Annotated in this window: 15 protein-coding genes and 1 tRNA gene; 15 read left to right on the top strand and 1 reads right to left on the bottom strand. The window is 37.0% G+C overall.

Annotated features, from left to right (window positions below):
- Positions 1–93 precede the first annotated feature (93 nt).
- Genes HQN83_RS19460 through gloA2 form a run of 5 tightly spaced genes read left to right on the top strand, consistent with a single transcriptional unit; the run spans position 94 to position 6,018 of the window.
- Complete coding sequence (locus tag HQN83_RS19460; protein ID WP_173092495.1) at positions 94–2,682, top strand: flippase-like domain-containing protein; 2,589 nt, start codon at positions 94–96, stop codon at positions 2,680–2,682.
- A gap of 5 nt (positions 2,683–2,687) precedes the next feature.
- A complete protein-coding gene (locus tag HQN83_RS19465; protein WP_173092497.1) occupies positions 2,688–4,112 on the top strand; it encodes an AcvB/VirJ family lysyl-phosphatidylglycerol hydrolase in 1,425 nt (474 codons plus the stop codon).
- Positions 4,113–4,169: 57 nt separating this feature from the next.
- Positions 4,170–4,601, top strand: coding sequence for a DUF2147 domain-containing protein (locus HQN83_RS19470; RefSeq protein WP_173092498.1), 432 nt, complete (start codon positions 4,170–4,172; stop codon positions 4,599–4,601).
- Positions 4,601–5,623: a WD40/YVTN/BNR-like repeat-containing protein gene (locus HQN83_RS19475; RefSeq protein WP_173092500.1), complete on the top strand. Its 1,023-nt coding sequence runs from the start codon at positions 4,601–4,603 to the stop codon at positions 5,621–5,623. The genes HQN83_RS19470 and HQN83_RS19475 overlap by 1 nt, the downstream gene beginning before the upstream one ends.
- Positions 5,624–5,634: 11 nt before the next feature.
- Positions 5,635–6,018, top strand: a complete 384-nt coding sequence (gene gloA2 / locus HQN83_RS19480) for an SMU1112c/YaeR family gloxylase I-like metalloprotein (RefSeq protein WP_173092502.1) — start codon at positions 5,635–5,637, stop codon at positions 6,016–6,018.
- A gap of 236 nt (positions 6,019–6,254) precedes the next feature.
- Here gloA2 and HQN83_RS19485 read toward each other — a convergent pair.
- Positions 6,255–6,328: transfer RNA gene (locus tag HQN83_RS19485), tRNA-Cys, on the bottom strand.
- Positions 6,329–6,592: 264 nt separating this feature from the next.
- On the opposite strand from HQN83_RS19485, the gene HQN83_RS19490 reads away from it, so the two are divergent.
- The 10 genes from HQN83_RS19490 (at position 6,593) to HQN83_RS19530 (ending at position 21,062) form a co-directional block, all read left to right on the top strand.
- On the top strand, positions 6,593–7,552 hold the full coding sequence (locus HQN83_RS19490; protein WP_173092504.1) for a zinc-binding metallopeptidase family protein: 960 nt from the start codon (positions 6,593–6,595) through the stop codon (positions 7,550–7,552).
- A 20-nt stretch (positions 7,553–7,572) separates the two neighbouring features.
- Complete coding sequence (locus tag HQN83_RS19495) at positions 7,573–8,904, top strand: sigma-54-dependent transcriptional regulator (protein ID WP_173092506.1); 1,332 nt, start codon at positions 7,573–7,575, stop codon at positions 8,902–8,904.
- An 11-nt stretch (positions 8,905–8,915) separates the two neighbouring features.
- Positions 8,916–9,428 (top strand): DUF6141 family protein, encoded by a 513-nt coding sequence (locus HQN83_RS19500; protein WP_173092508.1) that lies wholly within the window; start codon positions 8,916–8,918, stop codon positions 9,426–9,428.
- Between the two features lie 33 nt (positions 9,429–9,461).
- Positions 9,462–9,584, top strand: a complete 123-nt coding sequence (locus tag HQN83_RS25405; protein WP_262890073.1) for a hypothetical protein — start codon at positions 9,462–9,464, stop codon at positions 9,582–9,584.
- 69 nt (positions 9,585–9,653) lie between these two features.
- Positions 9,654–11,408: an ATP-binding protein gene (locus tag HQN83_RS19505; protein ID WP_173092510.1), complete on the top strand. Its 1,755-nt coding sequence runs from the start codon at positions 9,654–9,656 to the stop codon at positions 11,406–11,408.
- Positions 11,409–11,504: 96 nt separating this feature from the next.
- Positions 11,505–12,071, top strand: a complete 567-nt coding sequence (locus tag HQN83_RS19510; RefSeq protein ID WP_173092512.1) for an RNA polymerase sigma factor — start codon at positions 11,505–11,507, stop codon at positions 12,069–12,071.
- Between the two features lie 96 nt (positions 12,072–12,167).
- The gene (locus HQN83_RS19515) at positions 12,168–13,235 is read left to right on the top strand and encodes a FecR family protein (protein ID WP_173092514.1); all 1,068 of its coding nucleotides are present in this window, start codon (positions 12,168–12,170) and stop codon (positions 13,233–13,235) included.
- 104 nt (positions 13,236–13,339) lie between these two features.
- Positions 13,340–16,852, top strand: a complete 3,513-nt coding sequence (locus HQN83_RS19520) for a SusC/RagA family TonB-linked outer membrane protein (RefSeq protein ID WP_217277432.1) — start codon at positions 13,340–13,342, stop codon at positions 16,850–16,852.
- 27 nt (positions 16,853–16,879) lie between these two features.
- Entirely contained in the window at positions 16,880–18,772 is a 1,893-nt protein-coding gene (locus HQN83_RS19525) for a RagB/SusD family nutrient uptake outer membrane protein (protein ID WP_173092516.1), read from the top strand.
- A gap of 115 nt (positions 18,773–18,887) precedes the next feature.
- Positions 18,888–21,062, top strand: coding sequence for a TonB-dependent receptor family protein (locus tag HQN83_RS19530; RefSeq protein WP_173092518.1), 2,175 nt, complete (start codon positions 18,888–18,890; stop codon positions 21,060–21,062).
- Positions 21,063–21,080: the final 18 nt, after the last annotated feature.

Here is a 21,080-nt window from a genome sequence, read left to right on the forward strand (position 1 = left end):
GAAACCCGTAGGAAATTGCGATTAATTAGATAATGTTTTTCCTATATTTATAAGGTAAAAAAACTTTCTTTACTACCCTAATTATCCCAATTAATGAAGCGCTTCAAGTTTTTTGTGCCTTTTGTCCGTGAGAATGGAAAGATCATTTCCAGTTATATTTTTACTCTTTTCTTTATCGGCCTTGCCATATGGTTCATTAAGCAGGAACGAGGCGAAATACATCATGTAAAGCATTTAATTGTAACCGCCAAGTGGAGCTGGTTAAGTATTGGTATGCTACTGAGTGTAGTTTATGTATTTATTCATGGAATGATGTACCGGTCTTCGTTTGCAGCCGTTTCCAGTAAAATATCTTTGGTCGATGGTACCGTTCTTTTCTTAAAACGCAATTTTGTGAGCGTCTTTTTGCCAGCTGGTGGCGTATCCTCATTGGCCTTTTTTAGTACACCCATAGAAAGGAAAGGAGTAAGCAGATCGCAAATTAACTTTGCATCTTCCATATATGGTTTTGTTGGTATCTTATCGGTATTGGTAATTGCCATTCCGGTATTTGTGTATGGTGTTTTAGAGGGAACTTTGGGGCAGAGCGAATGGTATGGGTTGTTAGCTGCATTGCTATTAATTGGCTGTATTTATTTGTTATACAGATCGGTTGTTAAAAAAAGAACAGCGTATAAATTCATTGTTAAGTATATTCCTGCAGTTGAGGTGTTTGCTGAAGAATTTAGAGCAAACAAGATTGAGCGTAAACACTTTCTTTCAACTTTTATGTATAGCATGTTGATTGAAATCGTTGGGATTATCCATATATACATTGCTATGGTTGCACTGAACATGAATCCATCCTTGATTTTTGCTACCATTAGCTATATAGTTGCAGTTGTTTTTCTAATCATTTCTCCTTTTTTAAGGGGGTTAGGCGCTGTAGAGGCTTCCATGACATTCATTTTGATTAGGTTAGGTTATTCTAATGCTGCGGCAGTTTCAATTACATTGTTGTACAGGTTTATGGAGTTTTGGATTCCTATGGTTTTGGGTGCTTTCAGCTTTTTATTTAAAATCAATAAGTTGCTAATGAGGATTGTGCCGGCATTGCTCCTACTGTTATTGGGCATCATCAATATTGTTTCGGTACTTACCCCTGCAATCCATTCAAGGCTTGCATTTTTAGAAGATTTTCTTCCAATGGCAGCCATTACGGCTTCCAATTATTTTGTGCTTGTGGCTGGATTGTTTCTTTTGGTTACAGCTGCATTTATGCTTAAGGGTCTGCGAATGGCATGGTATTTTGCAGTTGCCTTGTGTATGCTCTCGTTAGTGGGCCATTTAACTAAGGCTATTGATTATGAGGAGGCTGTGTTCTCTATAGTTGTGCTTGTTATTTTATTAGGATCAAGAAAGGAGTATTACATTAAGCACAATTCCAGATTGAGGTTTATAGGGATTCAGACGACTTTATTGAGTATTATGGGAGTGCTGCTTTATGGGATTATTGGTTTCTATTTTCTTGATGAAAAGCATTTTGATATAGATTTTAGCTGGATTCAATCTATCAGGTATACATTGCAAAATTTTCTATTGATTGGTAGCTCAGATTTGGTACCCCAGGATTCGTTTGCAAGAGGCTTCCTTTTTTCCATTAACATTAGTGGATTTTTATCTATAGCATTTTTGATTTATACCTTGATCAGACCATATATTTTGAAAATGGATACTTCGGATGAAGAGTTTGAATCAGCGAAAACAGAATTAGAAAAATATGGTAACTCGGCTATAGATTATTTTAAAACATATAGCGATAAGCTAATTTATACAACAGATGAGCTTGAAGGTTTTATAGCCTATCGTATAGCCGGTAATTTTGCAGTGGTATTAGAACTTCCGGTTACTTTGCCGGAGAATCGACAGGCATTTATCGAATCTTTTGATAGTTACTGTGTAGAAAGCGGTGTGAAAAGTTTGTACTACAGAGTTCCGGAAGAAAGCTTAGGTGATTTTCTTTCTTTAGGTAAAAAAAGACTTTTTCTTGGACAGGAGGGAGTGGTTGATCTTACGGATTTCTCTTTAGAGGGAGGAAGTAGGAAGTCTATCAGAAATGCATTAAAAAAAGTTGCAGAACAAGGCTTTCATTCAAAAGTTTATACTGCTCCTATTAAGGATGGTTTGCTTCAAAAACTAAAATCTGTTTCTGATGAGTGGCTTGAAGAAACTGAACGGGAGGAAATAGTATTTTCGCAAGGTATGTTTATATGGGATGAATTGAAAAATCAAACCATAATTACAGTCGAGAATTCAGAAGAAAAGATTGTTGCTTTTTTAAATGTAATACCTGATTATGTAGAGGGAGAAGGAACTTATGATTTAATAAGAAAGACTGCTGATGCACCTAATGGTATAATAGATTTTATTATGGTGGCGTTATTTAATCATCTTAAAGAACAAAATTATACTGCGGTTAATCTCGGTTTTGCTCCTTTGTCGGGCCTTATCACTCCACATAATTTTACGGAACGATCAATGAAGTTTGCTTATGAAAAGATCAGGTCGTTTTCTCATTATAAGGGTTTACGGGCTTCAAAAGAGAAGTTTTCGCCGGAATGGCATAATAAATATTTGATATATGATCAGGATTATGATCTCTTGCAGGTTCCAAATGTATTAACCAAAGTAATTAAACCTTAACCATTATGAAAAGATCTGCTGTCTTATGCTTTATACTAATCTGTTTTTTGGTAACAAAAGGCAGAGCGATGGATATTGATTCAATAACTCATGGGAAGTTTGGTACTATAACAGTTTACCATCCTACAGGTACGCCAACTTCGGTTGCTTTATTTGTATCAGGTGATGGAGGGTGGAAAAATGGAGTAATTAATATGGCAAAAAATGTTGCCAACCAGGGTGCTTTGGTCTTAGGTATTGATGGTAAATTTTATGGGAAATACTTGGCCAAAGTAACAGCTCAATGTTTGTATCCGGCAGCAGATTTTGAAGAGTTAAGCCTGTTTATTCAAAAAAAATATAAATTAACTAATTATCATAAGCCAGTACTTATAGGCTATTCGTATGGTGCGGTTTTAGTGTATGGAATATTAGCACAAGCTCCTGCAAATACCTTTAAAGGTGCTATTGCTTTAGGTTTTTGTCCGGATATTGACCTTAAAAAGCCTTTATGTAAGGGTAGTGGGCTTACTCAGCACATTTTAAAGCCGGGAGTTTCTTATTATCTGGAAGCTTCAAAAAGTTTGACTGCCCCCTTTATTGTATTAAATGGAGTAAAAGATCAGACCTGCCCCTTTGAGGCTACAGCAACTTTTTTAAAGGATATGCCAATGACTGAGCTTGTTACTTTGACAAAGGTTGGGCACGGGTTTTCTATTGCGAATAACTGGCTTCCTGATTTTAATGCTGCATATAAGAAGGTATTGGCTGCTCCATCATTTAACGAGCAAAAGTCGACCTATGAATTTTTTAAAGGATCTAAAGCTTATACTGGAGGGATGCCTTTAACACTGATTCCTTCTGGTAAAAAGAACAATTTGCCATTGGTATTTATGATATCCGGTGATGGTGGCTGGACTAGTTTTGACCAATCTCTGGCAGAATCAATGGCTTCAAAAGGATTAACCGTAATTGGTTTAGATGCCCAGAAATACTTTTGGAATGCTAAGACTCCAGAAGCTGTTGCAGCGGATTTGGGTAAAGCCATCTCTTATTATAGAGAAGAGTTAGGGAAAGACAACTTTGTGCTTGCGGGATATTCTTTTGGTGCTTCAGTTGTTCCGTTTCTGGCCAGCAGGTTATCAACTGAGTTTAAAGGTGATTTAAAAGCAGTTTTCTCTCTTTCACCAGACGTAACTGCGGATTTTGAAATCCATATTGCAGATATGCTTAGCTTTGGAAGTTCTAATGATAAGTATGATGTAATTGCTGAAATGAAAAAGATTAAGTCGTTAAAATTGCTTTGCGTTTTTGGAACAGAAGAGGATAGCGATATTAAGGATAAATTTGTACGCAATGGTTTAAAGGTAACTACTATTCCGGGCACTCACCATTTTAATGATGACTACTCGGCCATTTCTTCTGTACTTTTAAAAGAGATAGCTGAGTAAGTTTTTTTCTTATTCTTTTGCCGATTGACTAACTTTAAAAAACACTAACTTATGATTATGAAATATTTTTCGCTGATGTTGCTTTTAACTGCAATATCATTCTCCGGTTTTACACAAAACAAGGACGCAATCCTTGGAAAATGGATTAATTCGACAGGTGAGGCTCATGTAGAAATCACCAAAAAAAGTGATAAATACTTTGGCAAAATAGTTTGGCTTAAAGAGACAAAAGATGATAAAGGTATTGTTAAAACAGATTTAAAAAATCCTGATAGCAACTTAAAAACCAGACCTATTTTAGGATTGGAAATACTTAAGGATTTTGTTTTTACTGGCAGTAAATGGACAGATGGTACTATTTATGATCCAAAATCGGGTAAAACTTATAGCTGTAATATGACACTTAAAGATAGCGGTCAGTTAAATATGAGAGGGTACGTTGGTATCTCTTTAATTGGCAGATCAGAAGTTTGGAAAAGAGTTAAATAATGAAAAAACTAATCTGGTGCTTGTTGTTTTTACCCTTTTTAGGTTTTGGACAAACCTATGATTTGATACCATTAACAGCTGGTACAAATACAAGTTTAAGAGGGATGTCTATCGTATCCGATAATATTGCCTGGGTAAGTGGGAGCAATGGCAGCATAGGTAAAACGATTGATGGGGGAACCACATGGGAATGGATTATGCCTGCCGGATATGAAACACTTGATTTCAGAGATATTGAGGCCTTTGATGCAGATAGGGCTGTAGTAGTAAATGCAGGTTCTCCTGCCTATATTTTGCTCACTAAGGATGGTGGTAAAACCTGGACTCAAACCTACAAGAATGTTGATTCTGCCATTTTTCTGGATGGGATGGATTTTTGGGATGAGCGTACAGGAATGATGTTTGGCGACCCAATTAAGAATAAGATGCAGTTGTTAAGCACAAAAGATGGAGGGGCATCGTGGGCTAATGTTTCAGATAACCTGAAAAAGGATATGGCATCTGGTGAAGCTGGTTTTGCTGCAAGTGGTTCTACTATAAAAACATTGGAAAAAGGAAAGGTGTGGATTGCTACAGGTGGTGCGGCATCTAATATTTACTTTTCGAACAATTATGGGGCTACCTGGAAGGTTTTTAAGTGTCCTATTCTACAAGGTGAGAGTAGTACCGGTCCTTTTTCTATGGCATTTTATGATAAAAATAAGGGTATAGTTGTGGGTGGCAATTATTTAAAAGACAAAGAGAATACCAACAATGTGTTGTTAACATACGATGGGGGACAAACGTGGAAAAAACCTTTAAAGCCTGTTACTGGTTATCGTTCGGGAGTGGCTTATGTAAATTCAAAGACTTTACTGGCAACCGGTACCTCAGGAACTGATGTGTCTAAAGATGGTGGGCTAAATTGGCATAACATATCGTCCTCAAGCTTCAATGTGGTTCAGAAAGCTAAAAAAGGTAAACTCATTCTTTTAGCAGGAAACAAAGGAGAGATCTATAAACTGACTATCGGGGCAAAATAATAAGAAAACGTATGATAAATAAGGTTCATCACATTGCAATAATTTGTAGTGACTATGAGGTTTCGAAAGCATTTTATACAGATGTTTTGGGGCTTACGATTATTAGGGAAGTTTACAGAGCAGAAAGACAATCATATAAGCTGGATTTGGCATTGAATGGAAATTATATTGTAGAACTTTTCTCTTTTCCCAATCCTGCAAAGCGTCCATCGAGACCTGAAGCTATGGGTTTAAGGCACCTGGCTTTTGAGGTTGACGATCTTGACCTTGTTGTTAGTTCGCTTAATGCTAAAGGCGTGGAAGCTGAACCAATCCGTGTGGATGAATTTACAGATAAGCGATTTACTTTCATCTCAGACCCTGATCAACTTCCAATAGAATTTTACGAGAAATAATTTTTTTTATATCGTATACAATAAATCGAATATTTAGGCGTCTATGTATATGAGAGCGTTAATTTAGATAGCGGGGATACGGTGGATTGCTGTATCCCCGTTTCTTTTTGCCCTAATTTTTCTAGTCGCCCATTTTGCTATTAAATAGCAAAGCCAGGTCATCCAACCTGGCTGCTTTTAAACAAAACTTAGATCTAACCAAACATCTAATGAGTCAGACAATATAGAAATTGACCTGGACGTCAAGGGCGGATTCGAACCGCCGTCAAAGGTTTTGCAGACCCTCACCTAACCACTCGGCCACATGACTATTTTTTATTTATCAAAAGCAGTTAAGCGCTTTCGATAGGACAAATATATATAAAGTCTATAAATTTACTAGACTTTTTTGAAAAATATTTTTCTTCTATCCAAAATGGAATAAAACCATACCATATTGGAAGGGTGGTTTAAGTGTGTGAAAATGCGTTTATTGTTTCTTAATGGCTTTTTTTGTATTTAGAGCGGGTTTTGGACTTTTAATTTGGCATGGGCATTTCATTTGATGATGACGGTTATTAATCGTTTAAAAAAAATGGAAAATCAAATGATATTTGTTCGTATCGCTACCATTGCAGATATAAAACATGTTGATGAAATAGTAAAAGAGACTGAATCTTCGGCAATAGCCAGAGGGTCTGGAATTGCTAAAAGGAGTCCGGAATCTATCGTTCAAAAGATAAAAGAGGGTAAAGGAGTTATTGCAGTTACGGGAGGCGGTGAATGGGTTGGGTTCTCTTATTTTGAAGTTTGGGAAAACAATTCGTTTGTCTCCAACTCAGGCTTAATTGTCGCTCCAAAATTTAGACATGCAGGAGTGGCCAAAGCAATTAAGGACAGAATATTTAAAATTTCAAGAAGAATATATCCTGAGGCTAAAATATTCAGCATTACATCAGGAGCTGCCATTATGAAAATGAATGCTCAATTGGGGTTTGAACCGGTAACTTTTGATCAAATCACACATGATGAACACTTTTGGGAAGGCTGTAAAAGCTGTGTTAATTACACTATTCTAGAGGGGAAGAAAAGATGTAATTGCTTATGTACAGCTATGTTGTTTGATCCTCATAAGCAAAATTTCAATACCCATGCCTTAACACCTGCCAGTGAAAAATGTGAGATAGTACTTGATTGTATCTCCTATCCAAGATTGAGCCTCGCAGTTGGTGCAGAAGGAACTAATGCTATTTGTAGTGCTCTAAGTGATATTTTATGGTTTTCTGAATACACCTTTCCTATTGAAAACAATCTGCCGGATCCGGTTAAGATAACAGTTACCCATGTAAATGCAGATGGTAGACAAAATTGCACTTCTAAGGAGTGTCGATTCACGGTAGCAATTGTTTTCGATCATAATTACACGGAAAAGGAGATATTAAATACAATTAAGAATCATACAAGGTGTAAATTTACGGTAAGAGAAGATGTTACCAATGTTTCTATTATCGATGATTCAGTGTATGAACAGCAACTTGTCTTGAATAATTGTTAATATTGTTGAAATTATCAGCGATGCAAAACACGGTTTTAATAATAGACGACGAGAAAAAGATCTGTAGCCTGTTGGCACGCATCATTGAACTGGAAGGCTTTAAGGTTTTTCAGGCAAACACTGGAAAAGAGGGCTTAAAAATTCTGGCCGCTCAGGATGTGTATGTGGTAATTAGTGATGTAAAACTTCCAGATATTAATGGGGTTGAGCTGGTAAAGGAGATCAAGAAGATAAAACCTTATGCCGAAGTGATCAATCTGACTGCTTTTGGAACGATACAAGATGGTGTAATGGCCATGCGTAATGGTGCTTTTGATTACATTACCAAAGGCGATGATAATGATAAAATTATCCCCCTTGTTTATAAAGCAATGGACAAAGCTAAGCTTCAGTTTAGGGTTAGTGAATTGGAAAATAAAGTAGCCAGGAAGTATGATTTTTCTGCCATATTGGGGCAGTCGAAAGCGATTAAGGAAGCCATATCATTATCGGAAAAAGTCTCGGGTACGGATACTACCGTTCTTTTACTTGGTGAAACAGGTACAGGAAAGGAAGTTTTTGCGCAAGCGATCCATTATGAAAGCTTAAGGAAAACGAAACCCTTTGTTGCCGTAAATTGCAGTGGATTTAATCACGAACTTTTAGAAAGTGAATTGTTTGGTCATAAGGTAGGAGCCTTTACAGGTGCAATTAGAGATAAAAAAGGTTTACTTGAAGAAGCAAACGAAGGGACTATCTTTTTAGATGAAATTGGTGAGATGAATCTGGATTTGCAGGCCAAGTTGCTCCGTGTCCTCGAAAATCAAACCTTTATAAAAGTTGGGGATACGCAGACCAGTAAGGTTAATGTGCGTATCATAGCAGCTACCAATAGAGACTTAAAAACTGAAGCGGAGAGTGGTAAATTCAGATTAGATCTTTATTATCGACTTTCTGTATTTTCGATTGAACTGCCTCCATTATCTCAACGAAAATCTGATATTATTTTAATTGCCAAACATTATCTGAAGGAGTTTGCTAATAAAGTAAACAAACCTCTGCTCACAATGGATGATGATTTTTCTGATCTACTCCTTAAGCACAATTGGAAAGGAAATATTAGGGAGCTTAAAAATGTAATTGAGCGTGTGGTTATTCTTGCCGATGGGAACTCAATTACGGCAAATCTGCTACCTTATGAGTTTCATGTTGCGGAGATTGCTTCTGAAGGAGATATGATGAAATTGGAAACAGTAGAGAAGCAGCACATTGATAAAATACTTAAGTATACAGGCGGTAATAAAACGGAAACGGCTCGTTTATTAGGGATTGGCCTGACTACACTATATAGAAAAATTGAGAACAAGGATTAGACTTTAAAATTATGCAAAAAGAGGTTTTGTTTGAGGAAAATCAAAGATTTAAGCAATGGTGGCTTTGGCTTATTTTATTGGGGTCAGCCTCAGTTTTTCTTTATTGGGTTTGTAAGCAGTTACTACTCAAAACACAGGCTGGTGAAAATCCAATGGATGATGTGACATTGCTTATATCGGCCGGAGGGATTATTTTAATTATTGTTCTGTTTTTTTCAACCAGGCTTAGTACTCAAATTAAAACTGATGGCATTTATTTGAAGTTCTTTCCATTTCACTGGTCGTACAAATATTACAGTAAAGATATGATTTCTAAGTGTTATGTAAGAACATATAGTCCATTGGGAGAGTATGGCGGATGGGGACTTCGTTACAGTATCTCCGGTCATGGAATGGCCTATAATGTTTCAGGAAATAAAGGATTGCAATTGGAGCTCAATAATGGCAAGAAGATATTGATTGGTACCAATAAACCTGCTGAACTTGATGAGGCTCTCATAAAGCTGAATAATAGCAATTCCTAATGATCTTATCATAATGATAAAAACCCTTCCAAAATGGAAGGGTTTTTTATTTCTATAACATTCTATTTTAAGCTTTTAGTGTTTTTATTGGCTGATAATCAACTTATTGGTGTTTCGGTTGTTGATGTGGTACATATGTTGGCTATAGATTACTAAAAATATACTTGTTTCAGATTATTATGAGAACCGATATTTTTAACCAATTTTTACATAATATAAAATACAATGAAAATAAAAACCAAATTACGCCTCGGATTCGGATTTCTATTCGTGGTTGTTCTCTTCTTCGGTGCAATTTCTTTGTACTGTATGAACAAGATTTCGGTTAGTTCAAAGGTAATTTTAAAAGATAATTACGAAACATTAAGCTATACCCGCAAAATGCGAGCAATACTTGATGTAAATAATTTGCCGCTTCCGGCTAATGTATCAGCGCAATTTGCTGCATTACTTGAATTGGAAGGTAAAAATATAACTGAGCCTGGTGAAGGCGCAGCTGTGGCTAGTTTAAACTCAGCTTATAAGGATATTGTTAATCCTGAAGCAACAAGTGCTAGTCGACAAGCTGCGGTAAGTAAGGCCAGACTTCAATTGAGTATTATTGATCAATTGAACATGAATGCAATAGTTAGGAAAAACGCTGCGGCACAGGTGGCTGTAGAAAGGGCTAGTATGTATTTAATTTTCGCAGCTTCTATGTGTTTTCTAATTCTGTTCTCTTTCATTGTCAATTTCCCTGGTTTTGTTGCTAACCCCTTACGTGAGTTCTCTGAAGCAATTAAAGAAATCAGTAAAAAGAATTACAAACAGCGCTTGCAGTTTAATGGATCAGATGAGTTTGCTGAACTTGCAATGTCTTTTAATACAATGGTGGCTGAGCTTAATAAATGGGAAAACAGTAACCTGGCTAAAGTTCAATCTGAAAAGCTTAGAATTGAAGCCATAATAGAGCAAATGCAGGATGCTATTATTGGGCTAAATGAAAAAAACGATGTGCTGTTTATGAATAAAGTTGCTGCACAATTGATTGGTATAAATGAGAAAGAAGTTATTGGATTAAATGGCTTGGATCTAATGAAAAAAAATGATCTGCTAAACAGGATTTTGCAAAATGAAGGAGGCGAAAAATTAATGAAAATTTACGCTGATGAGAAGGAGTCTTATTTCCAATTGGAGCGTAGAAAAATTATAGTGCCAAGCTATAATGAAAACAATGAGCAGGCCACTGTGCAGACAGGAAAAGAAGCGGGGGAGGTTTATATTCTAAAAAACATTACCCAGTTTAAAGAGCTTGATGAAGCTAAAACTAACTTTATAGCAACAGTTTCTCATGAATTAAAAACCCCGATATCATCCATAAAAATGAGCTTAAAATTAATGGATGATGAGCGGGTAGGAAGCATGAATCCCGAACAAAAAGAACTGGTTCAGCATATTAAAGAAGACTGTAGTCGCTTGCTAAAAATTACCAGCGAACTGTTAGATTTGGCTCAGGTCGAAACCGGTAATCTGCAACTAAATTTTGTAAAAACTGACCCTCGAAAAATAGCAATTTATGCTATGGATGCAGTAAGATTTCAGGCAGAGCAGAGGTCAATAGAATTGGAGCTGATCAGTAGAAATAATCTCCCTCAAATAAGTGTTGATATTGAAAAAACAGCATGGGTGCTAATCAATTTTCTCTCTAATGCCTTAAGGTACAGTTCAGAAAAATCTAAGGTTACAATTCAGGTTATTGAAACAGGAAAAAACATAGAGTTCTCTGTTCGTGATTTTGGAAAAGGGATAGATGAACAGTATCAAAAGAGATTATTTGATAGATATTTTCAGGTACCAACCGATGGAAATAATAAATCCGGATCAGGTTTGGGACTCGCAATATCAAAAGATTTTATCACTGCCGAAGGTGGCGAAATATGGGTTGAAAGTGCAATTGGAGAGGGTAGTAGGTTCTGTTTCTCTTTGCCGGTAGTTGATTAATAGGTACTTATGTAGAGCCTAATTACAATAGAATTGCATAGAGATTTGGATGGTATTGTTAAATTCATACATTTGAATTAATCAAATATAACCCCTATGCCTAAACATTTACCCGACCTAAATAGTCTGATAAGTCATATTGCTTTATACAATAATGAGAACGCATATGAGAAGCTCTTCAAATCTTTGTTTCCTTCTTTATATCGTTTTTGCTTTTGTTTATTAAAGTCGAGAGAACTTTCGGAAGAGGTTGCGAGTGATGTGATGATTACGCTGTGGCGGAACAGAGAAAAGTTATCGGAAGTAAGAAATATAAAAGTTTATGCTTTTGTAATTGCCCGTAATTTATCGTTAAATGTTCTTAACAAACATTCAAAACAGGAGTGGATTTCTCTTGATGATATTGATTTCGAAATTATTCTAGATAACTTGAATCCGGAGCAATTATTGATTAATGATGAATTGAAAAAGAAATTAGAAGGAGCAACTGAAAAACTACCTTCTCAATGCAAATTAGTTTTTAAACTGATTAAGGAAGATGGGTTAAGTTATAAGGAAACTGCATCCATTTTAAATATTTCTATTAAAACAGTTGATGCCCATTTGGTATCTGCAATAAAAAAAATGAGTACTGTTTTAAAAGCAGAGTTTAACCTTATGTAAACAAAACTTTTATTTTTTTTATAAAAGACTAGGGAGTTTTCTCGAAAACATTGTCCTATACATACAAACCAATATAAACCTATCCGGATTATCTGTATGTATAAAAACAGAATTATAGAACTGTTAGCTCGTAAATTAGCCTGTGAAGCAACGCAAAGTGAACTAGAAGAGCTGAATGACCTAATAACCAAGTATCCGGATTCCGTATATTACGAAGAATTTTTAGCGCAAGTTTGGGAAAATTCGGATGAACCAACTGATGTTCCGGATGTAGAGCAGGCTTATTTACAACATAAATTTAAATTCAGCGAAGAATTCAGCCAAACTGAAGAACAATCTAAATCATTCAGTTTCAAAAAATACAAGAATATCATTGCTATAGCTGCGGTGTTGTTGGTTGTTGTAGCTGGATCTCTTTTTTATTTTAGCAGAGGAGATAAGTTTTCTCCAGATACCCAGATTGTTGCCGGAAAGGGCATCCGTAAAAAAATAAAGCTTCCGGATGGCACCATGGTTTGGCTTAATTCCGACAGTAAACTTTCTTATGAGAGTGATATCAATCAAAAAAAGCGACGGATTGTTTATCTCGTAGGCGAGGCTTTTTTCGATGTAGCACATCGTCAATCTCAGTCCTTTATTGTTCGTACTGATAAAATTTGCGTAAAAGTTTTAGGAACAGCATTCAACATTAAAGCCTATCCCATTGATAAAAAGTCGGAGGCTACACTTATCCGTGGCTCAATTGAACTTTCAGTAAACGACAGATCAGAACAAAAGATATTACTAAGTCCCTCAGAAAAATTTGCATTGGTTGAAGATAAAAAGGTAACACGTACAAAGTCTAATACCTTACCAGACCTGCCTAAAGACATCACCTTAATGATCCAACATGTGGTGCCTGTGCGTATCGGTGATACCGAGTATATAGAAGAAACTTCATGGCGTGATAGCCAGCTCGTATTTCAGAATGAATCTTTAGAAGATCTGAAACCAAAACTAGAACGCTGGTTTAATGTACAGATCAAGTTTGAAATAGAACAATCAAAATCTTATCGCTTTACAGGTGTATTTAAAAACGAAACACTCGAAGAAACCCTGAAAGCAATGCAATTAATCAAACCGTTTAAATTTAAACTTAAAGAACATGACCTGATCATTTACTAAACAAAAAAGGGAGTTAAATGCGGCTAACATTTCTCTCCCCCTAAACCTTCATGAGTAGCTAAGTGCTACTATTACAGATTTTTAACTTTGAAATTCACAAATCTATGAAAAAAAAAGAACTGTGCAATAAAGTTCTATGTGCCAACTTTCCAAAAAAAAAACTATTAATGATGCTAAACTGGATCTTTGTTTCATCGTTCCTCTTATGTTTGCAGGTATCAGCGTCCACCTTCTCTCAGGGTACAAAGGTTGATTTAGAGCTCCATGGGGTCAAATTAAAGGAAGCACTCAACGTGCTGGAAAAGAAAGGAAATATACGTCTGCTGTACAGCGAAGACGACCTTTCAGGTAGTAAAAATGTTACGATTATAAAGAATCAGATCTTTGTTGCTGACGCCCTGTTGTTACTGTTAAAGAACACGAATCTGGAGTTTCAGGAATTGGAAGACAATCTGGTTGTAATAAGATTGAAAAACACTTGGGCTGCCGATATTTTGGTGAAAGGTCTGGTTACGGATGCCAATGGAAGTGGCATCCCCGGAGTAAGTATTAAATTAAAAGGAAGCGAAATTGCTTCAACTACAGATGCAACTGGTAAGTACAATATCAAAGTTCCGGAGAATGGAACGCTGGTATTCTCCTACATGGGGTTTCAAACACAGGAAATAGCTGTTAATAAGCAAAATACAATTGATGTTAAACTGGTAGAAAGTGCAGAAAACCTTTCTGAAATTGTTGTTGTTGGTTATGGCACACAGAAAAAAGCTGTCGTTTCCGGAGCTGTAACTTCAGTTAAAGGGGCTGAGCTGGCAAAAACACCAACTGTAAACCTTTCTAACTCTTTGGCTGGTCGTTTGCCGGGTGTAACCGCTGTTCAAACAGGTGGTGAACCAGGGTATGACGGCTCAACCATTCGCATTAGGGGAGTAAACTCATTAGGAAATAGTGATGCGTTAATTGTTATTGATGGAGTGCCTAACAGAGCAGGTGGCTTAGAACGTTTAAATCCAAATGATGTTGAAAGTGTTTCTGTTCTAAAGGATGCCTCGGCTGCTATTTATGGTTCAAGGGCAGCAAATGGTGTTATCTTAATTACAACCAAACAAGGGAAATCGGGCAAGCCTCAGCTTTCTTATGATTATAGTTATGGTTTACAACAACCTACAAGAGTCCCAAAAATGTCTAATTCTTCTCAGTATGCAGAAATTTTGAACGAATTAAACATATTTGGGTCGGATTTACCTCAGGATCAATGGGGTGCTGCCTGGAAGGCATTTAAAGAAACAGGTTCTTATAAGCGCCCTGATAATGGAAATACCATTACTGCAGCTTACAGCCCAGATGAGATGCAGAAATTACGTGATGGTTCTGATCCTTTGAGATACCCAAATACAGATTGGTTTAATACCTCACTTAAAAATTGGTCGCCGCAACAAAGACATAACCTACAAATAAATGGGGGAGGCGAAAACATAAAATACCTTATCTCATTAGGCTATTTAGATCAGGATGGTTATTATAGAAAATCTGCGACGGGCTATCAGCAGTATGACATGAGGATTAACCTCGAAGCAAATATTAATAAGTATGTTACAGCAACATTAGGTGTTACCGGCAGAGAAGAAATGCGTAATTTCCCAACAGTTAGTGCTGGAGATGTATTTAGGATGATCATGCGCGGAAAGCCTACAGAAATCGAGGTTTGGCCAAATGGTTTACCTGGACCAGATATTGAATACGGATATAATCCTTATGTAACAACTACAGATCTTACAGGCTATGATAGAGATCGCAGAGATTACTTGCAGACTACCGGAAAAGTAGAAATCAGAGTGCCGTGGGTAGATGGTTTAAAATTAACAGGAACAGCCTCTATCGATAAATTTGCAGGCAGACGGAAGAGATGGCAAACACCATGGACACTTTATTACTGGGATAAGAAATCTTTTGAAGCAGATGGCGTAACACCTGTATTAACAGGAAGTGTACGTTCTGAGCGGACCGATGCCAGTTTAACTGAAACAGCCGGTGCGCAGCTGGCAGTAAATCTAACGGGATTGGTTAACTATGATAAAAAAATAGGCGAGCACAGTCTTAGTTTATTGGCTGGTGTAACAAGAGAAAAGGTTGATAATGATGGATTTTCTGCTTTCAGAAGATATTTCCTTTCTACCGCTTTACAGGAATTGTTAGCGGGTAGTGATAAGGAGCAATCTATAAATAACCTTACCGGTGATCCATATGGTTTGTATAAAAGAGCTAGGTTAAGCTATTTTGGAAGGGCTGGTTATAATTACAAAGAAAAATACCTTGCTGAATTCCTTTGGAGGTTTGACGGTTCTTATATTTTTCCTAAAGACAAACGTTTCGGATTCTTCCCGGGAGTTTCACTAGGTTGGAGATTATCAGAGGAGCCTTTCTTTAAAGAGAATGTAAGTTTTGTAAACAACTTAAAAATCAGAGGTTCGTGGGGTCAGATGGGTGCAGAAGCGTACGATGGTACTACTTTGGCCGAATATCAGTACTTGAGTACCATGGGCTTTGGGAATTATGTAATCAACGATCAGTTGAGTCAAACCTTATTCGAAACCAGGGTTCCTAACTTAGATTTCGGATGGGAAGTAGGAAACAACTCTAACGTTGGTTTAGATGCTTCATTCTTAGATAATAAATTGAGTTTCGAGTTTGATGCTTTTTATAACAAGCGTACCAAAATTTTAATTTCAAGAGGTAATTCTATACCGGGTAGTTCTGGTATTACAGACAAGCTACCTCCTGTAAATCTTGGAAAGGTAAACAACAGAGGTTTTGAATTTAAGTTGAGCTACAATGATCATGTTGGTGAGTTTAATTACGGTGTAAGTGTCAATGGCGGGTACGCGAAAAACAAGATCATATTCTGGGATGAAACACCTGGCGCACCTGCATGGCAACGCTCAACAGGGATGCCTACAGGAACTGAATTGGCCTACTTATACGATGGCGTGTTTAAAGATCAGGCAGAAATTAATGCAAATAAGATAAATTATGGTGCCCTAACCAATAATCTATTGCCAGGGGATATGAAATTTAAAGATTACAATGGTGATGGTAAAATTGATGGTGATGACAAGATTAGAATGGACAAAACCAGCACTCCAACCTTTACCGGAGGTTTCAACCTGAATTTATCTTATAAGAATTTCGATCTGTCGGCATTAGTTCAAGGAGCTACCGGTGGTGTACAAATTGTTGGACTAACAGAGTCTGGTGATATAGGTAACTTCCTGGAGTGGTCATATAAAAATCGTTGGACAATCGATAATCCAAGTAGCGAATTCCCACGTCTATCTAATCGTGGTAAAACCTATTATACGGATTTCAACAATGCAGCCCGTAATACTTATTGGGTACGTAGCAACAATTATATCAGGTTAAAAAATGTAGAATTAGGTTACACACTCTCTACTGAATTGTGTAAAAGAGTAGGCTTAAGTGCTGTTCGGGTTTATGTGAATGGGTTAAATCTTGTAACGCTCGATAAGATTAAGATCTGGGATCCGGAATCAACCAATTCAAGTGCCCAGTATTATCCGCAGGCAAGAGTTATCAATACCGGAATTAAGGCTACTTTTTAAATTTAGAGGAATTAAAAACATTTTTATATGAAACCTATTAATAGAAATACATACATATTTTCCATTGCCCTTATGTCCATTTTTGGATCAGGTTGCAAAAAAGACTTTCTGGCAGTAGAACCACCTGATAAAATATCTTCTGCACTGGTATGGAAAGATCCTGTTTTAGCTCAGGCTTTTGTTACTGAAATTTATAACGGATTGAGTGTTGGCGGTTTTTCAGAAGAAATGCTGTCTTCAGTATCTGATGAGTCGCTTTTTACTCACCCAAATAGGGGGATAGATCTTGTTAATGCAGGGACAATTAACCCTACAACATTAGGATGGGTTAATGATACATGGGGTTATAATCCAATGTATAATCGCATTCGTGCTTGTAATATCACCATTGAGAGATTAACAGGAACAGATAATGCAATAAATGATCAATCTGTTAAAGACCAATTGCTTGGTCAGGCATATTTTTTAAGGGGCTATTTCTATCAGCAGCTTCTTCGTTATTATGGAGCAGTGCCACTTATTTCTAAAAGTTATGCGCTATCAGATGACTTTAAAGTGAAAAGAAATACATATGAAGAGTGTGTAAACTTTATCGTTAAAGATTGCGAAGAGTCTATCCGACTATTGACCGGAAAAGGTATGCAAAAAGGTCAAACTACCTCATTGGCAGGAATGGCATTAAAAGCACGCGTGTTACTTTATGCAGCAAGTGATTTGCATGATAAAGCCAAAACAGCAGCAAATGAGGATGTTAATAAACTTCTTAGTACGTACCCACAAGAACAGCAAGCCTATTTTGTTTATCCTTCAGGAGATCAGTTGGAACGTTGGAAATTAGCTCGCGATGCTGCCAAGGCTGTTATGGATGCTGGATCAGGATATAAACTAAACCTTACTGGCAAAGTTTCGGCAGAAGAGGGACGTGTAAACTATAAAAGTATAGCCATGGGTGGTGCAAGTAAAGCTCCCGGAATTGATGCGTCTGCCGCTTCTGAGTTGATTTTTGCAAGGTATTTTATAGATCGTAGTGATATGCGTTTTGGCAGGGCCAATGGACCTAATGGCTATCATAACTGGGCTGGTAATACCCCAATCGGTTTACTGGTTGATGATTACGATATGACTGATGGTACAAAGTTTAGCTGGACAAATCCGGCACAGAAAGCTGATCCTTATAAAAATCGTGATCCACGCTTTTATGCTACTGTTTTGTATGATGGGGCAGGTTGGAAACCGAGGAATAAGATTTCTGGCGATGTAGATCCTGCAAATCAGATTCAAACAGGTGAATATGATTTAGTGGTAGATAATAAAACAATTCGCTTTAAAGGGTTGGATACCCGCGGTAGCTCTATTGAAAACTGGAATGGTAGCTGGACAGGCTATTACATGCAGAAATTTATAGATTCGGATCCAAACATTGTTGATGCTTCAATGCCTCAATTTGTGCCATGGCCATTCTTTAGATATACCGAGGCGGTGTTAAATTATGTTGAAGCAAGTATTGAACTTAATGACCTTGGCCCTGCGGTGGAATGGTTAAATCGTATTCGTTTCAGAGCGGGAATGCCTGCTATAGTTGGCGGTTCAAAAGAAGAATTGAAGCAGATATATCGTCATGAAAGAAGAATTGAAATGGTGTATGAAGAACAACGTTACCATGATACTCGTCGTTGGATGATCGCTAAGGAAACACTAGGCAGAAAAACCAATTACATTAAGGTTTCTGGTACTTTTAAACCAGGTAAAACAATGAGTCAGCCTTATCATTACGATGCATCTGTTTACGATTATACTTATACACCTACAGTTGAAACGGCACAAGAAAACCGTGAATGGGCTAATAAGCTATATTTTAGACCGTTTAGTCGTGATGAAATCAATAGAAATAGTGAGTTAAAACAAAACCCGGGCTATTAAATAAGCGCTCAATACAGTGAGGGCTATCCAAATTTGGATAGCCCTTTTTTATTGTTATGTAGTAATTAAAACACGAAGTTTTCTATATTAGTCTTGAACCAAATATTAGAACTACATGAGAATAATTTCTACTATCCTTTTTATTTTTATCAGCTTGCCTCTCTTCTCTCAAACTTTACCCAAAGACACCGCCTCAAGACTTAATGAGGTTAATATCAATATTAAAAAGCAACGCGATATTTCCAGGCTAGATTCCATACAGGGAACTTTTATCTTCTCCGGAAAAAAGAGCGAAGTAATTAAGCTTTCAAATCGTGATGCTGCATTAACTGAAAAATACGGCCGACAGATTTTTGCCAAAATACCTGGAATATTCGTTTATGATATGGATGGCACAGGCAACCAAATCAATATTTCTACAAGAGGTCTGGATCCGCATCGCGGATGGGAATTTAACATCAGAAAAGATGGAATCATTACCAATTCAGATATGTACGGATATCCTGCAAGCCATTATAATATCCCTCTTGAAGCAGTGGATAGAATTGAATTGGTTAGAGGAACCGGTTCTTTACAATATGGAGCCCAGTTTGGAGGGATGTTAAACTATGTAAGTAAACAACCCGATTCATCAAAAGCCTTTACATTTGAAACAATAAATACTGCTGGGTCTTATGGCTTGCTAAGCACATTTAACGCTATCAGCGGAACCAAAGGAAAGTTTAAATACTACGCATGGTTCAATAAAAAAGCAATTGAAGGCTATCGCAAAAACAGTGATTCAAAATTTGATGCGCAGAACATTTCTTTATTCTATGAGTTTAATCCTGATCTGTTAGTAAAAGCAGAGTGGACCAGATCTAATTACGTAACTCACCTGCCAGGACCACTTACTGATGAAATGTTTAATGCCGATCCTAAAACCTCAACAAGATCCAGAAACTACTATAGCCCTGAAATTAATGTTCCATCTATTACGTTAGATTGGAAAGCAGGCAAACAAACTCAAATAAAATTCATCACCTCTGCCATTATAGGTGCGCGGAACAGTGTGATGTTTGATAAACCGGCTACCACCGTAGATGCGATAGATCCTACAACGCTTAAATATGCCAACAGACAAGTAGATGTTGACCATTTTAACAGTTACACTGCCGAACTTAGATTGCTTCAATCTTATACGCTGTTTAAGCAAACCAGCAATCTTGCAATGGGGGTTCAATACATGAACAATGATTTGCACCGTCAGCAGCTTGGAAAGGGCAGTACAGATAGCGACTATGACCTTTCGCTGGTTACCCCGGGCTGGGGCAGAGATATGCACTTAAAAACTAAAAATGTTGCGGTTTTTGCAGAAAACAGGTGGGTATTGTTCCCTAAGTTTTCAGTTAATACAGGCGTTCGTGTCGAAATCGGAGAAACAAAGATGTCAGGTGTAATTGTGAACTATCCGGATAATGCAATTCCGAATAATATAAAACATCAATTCCCTTTATTTGGAACAAGTGCACAATATGAATTAACTAAGAACATGAATTTGTATGTCGGATGGTCGCAAGCATATCGTCCTGTTATTTTTAAAGACATTATTCCTGGTTCATTGTATGAAATAGCGGATAAGAATTTAAAAGATGCAAAAGGATATAATATTGAAGGAGGTTTCCGCGGTAACTGGAAATTTTTGAATTGGGATCTAAGTTATTTTCAACTTGCCTATAACAATCGTTTAGGCACATTGGCGCAATTAAATGATAAAGGAGAGGAGATCATCTACAGAACTAACATTGGCAATTCAGTTACCAAAGGGCTCGAATTATTTACTCAGGCAGAATTTCAACTAGGTACAGCTACTACGGTTTCTATGTTTACAGCAACTTCTTATATGGATGCAAAGTATAAGAATGCAACATTACGTTCAGGCAATAAAAACGTATCAATAGATGGGAATAAGGTAGAAAGTGTGCCGCAATGGCAAAGTAGAAATGGCGTAACGCTGCGGATTAAAAGATCAAGTATGAGTGTGCTGCATAGTTATACCGCTAAATCTTTTGCTGATGCCTTCAATAGCACAATTCCAACTCCTACAGGCTCTGCCGGGCTTGTTCCTTCATACAATTTGTTCGATTTTAATGCAAATACGGCAATTACTAAGGCGCTGCATTTAGGATTTAATATAAATAATGCTTTTGATAAGCATTACTTTACTAAGAGGCCTCAATTTTACCCTGGACCAGGAGTTTGGCCGTCGGATGGCAGAACTTTTTCTGTAACATTAGCGGCAAGAATATAAAAAAAACTTGACCTTAAA

The sequence above is a fragment of the Pedobacter foliorum genome, from assembly GCF_013266735.1.
Lineage (GTDB): Bacteria > Bacteroidota > Bacteroidia > Sphingobacteriales > Sphingobacteriaceae > Pedobacter > Pedobacter foliorum.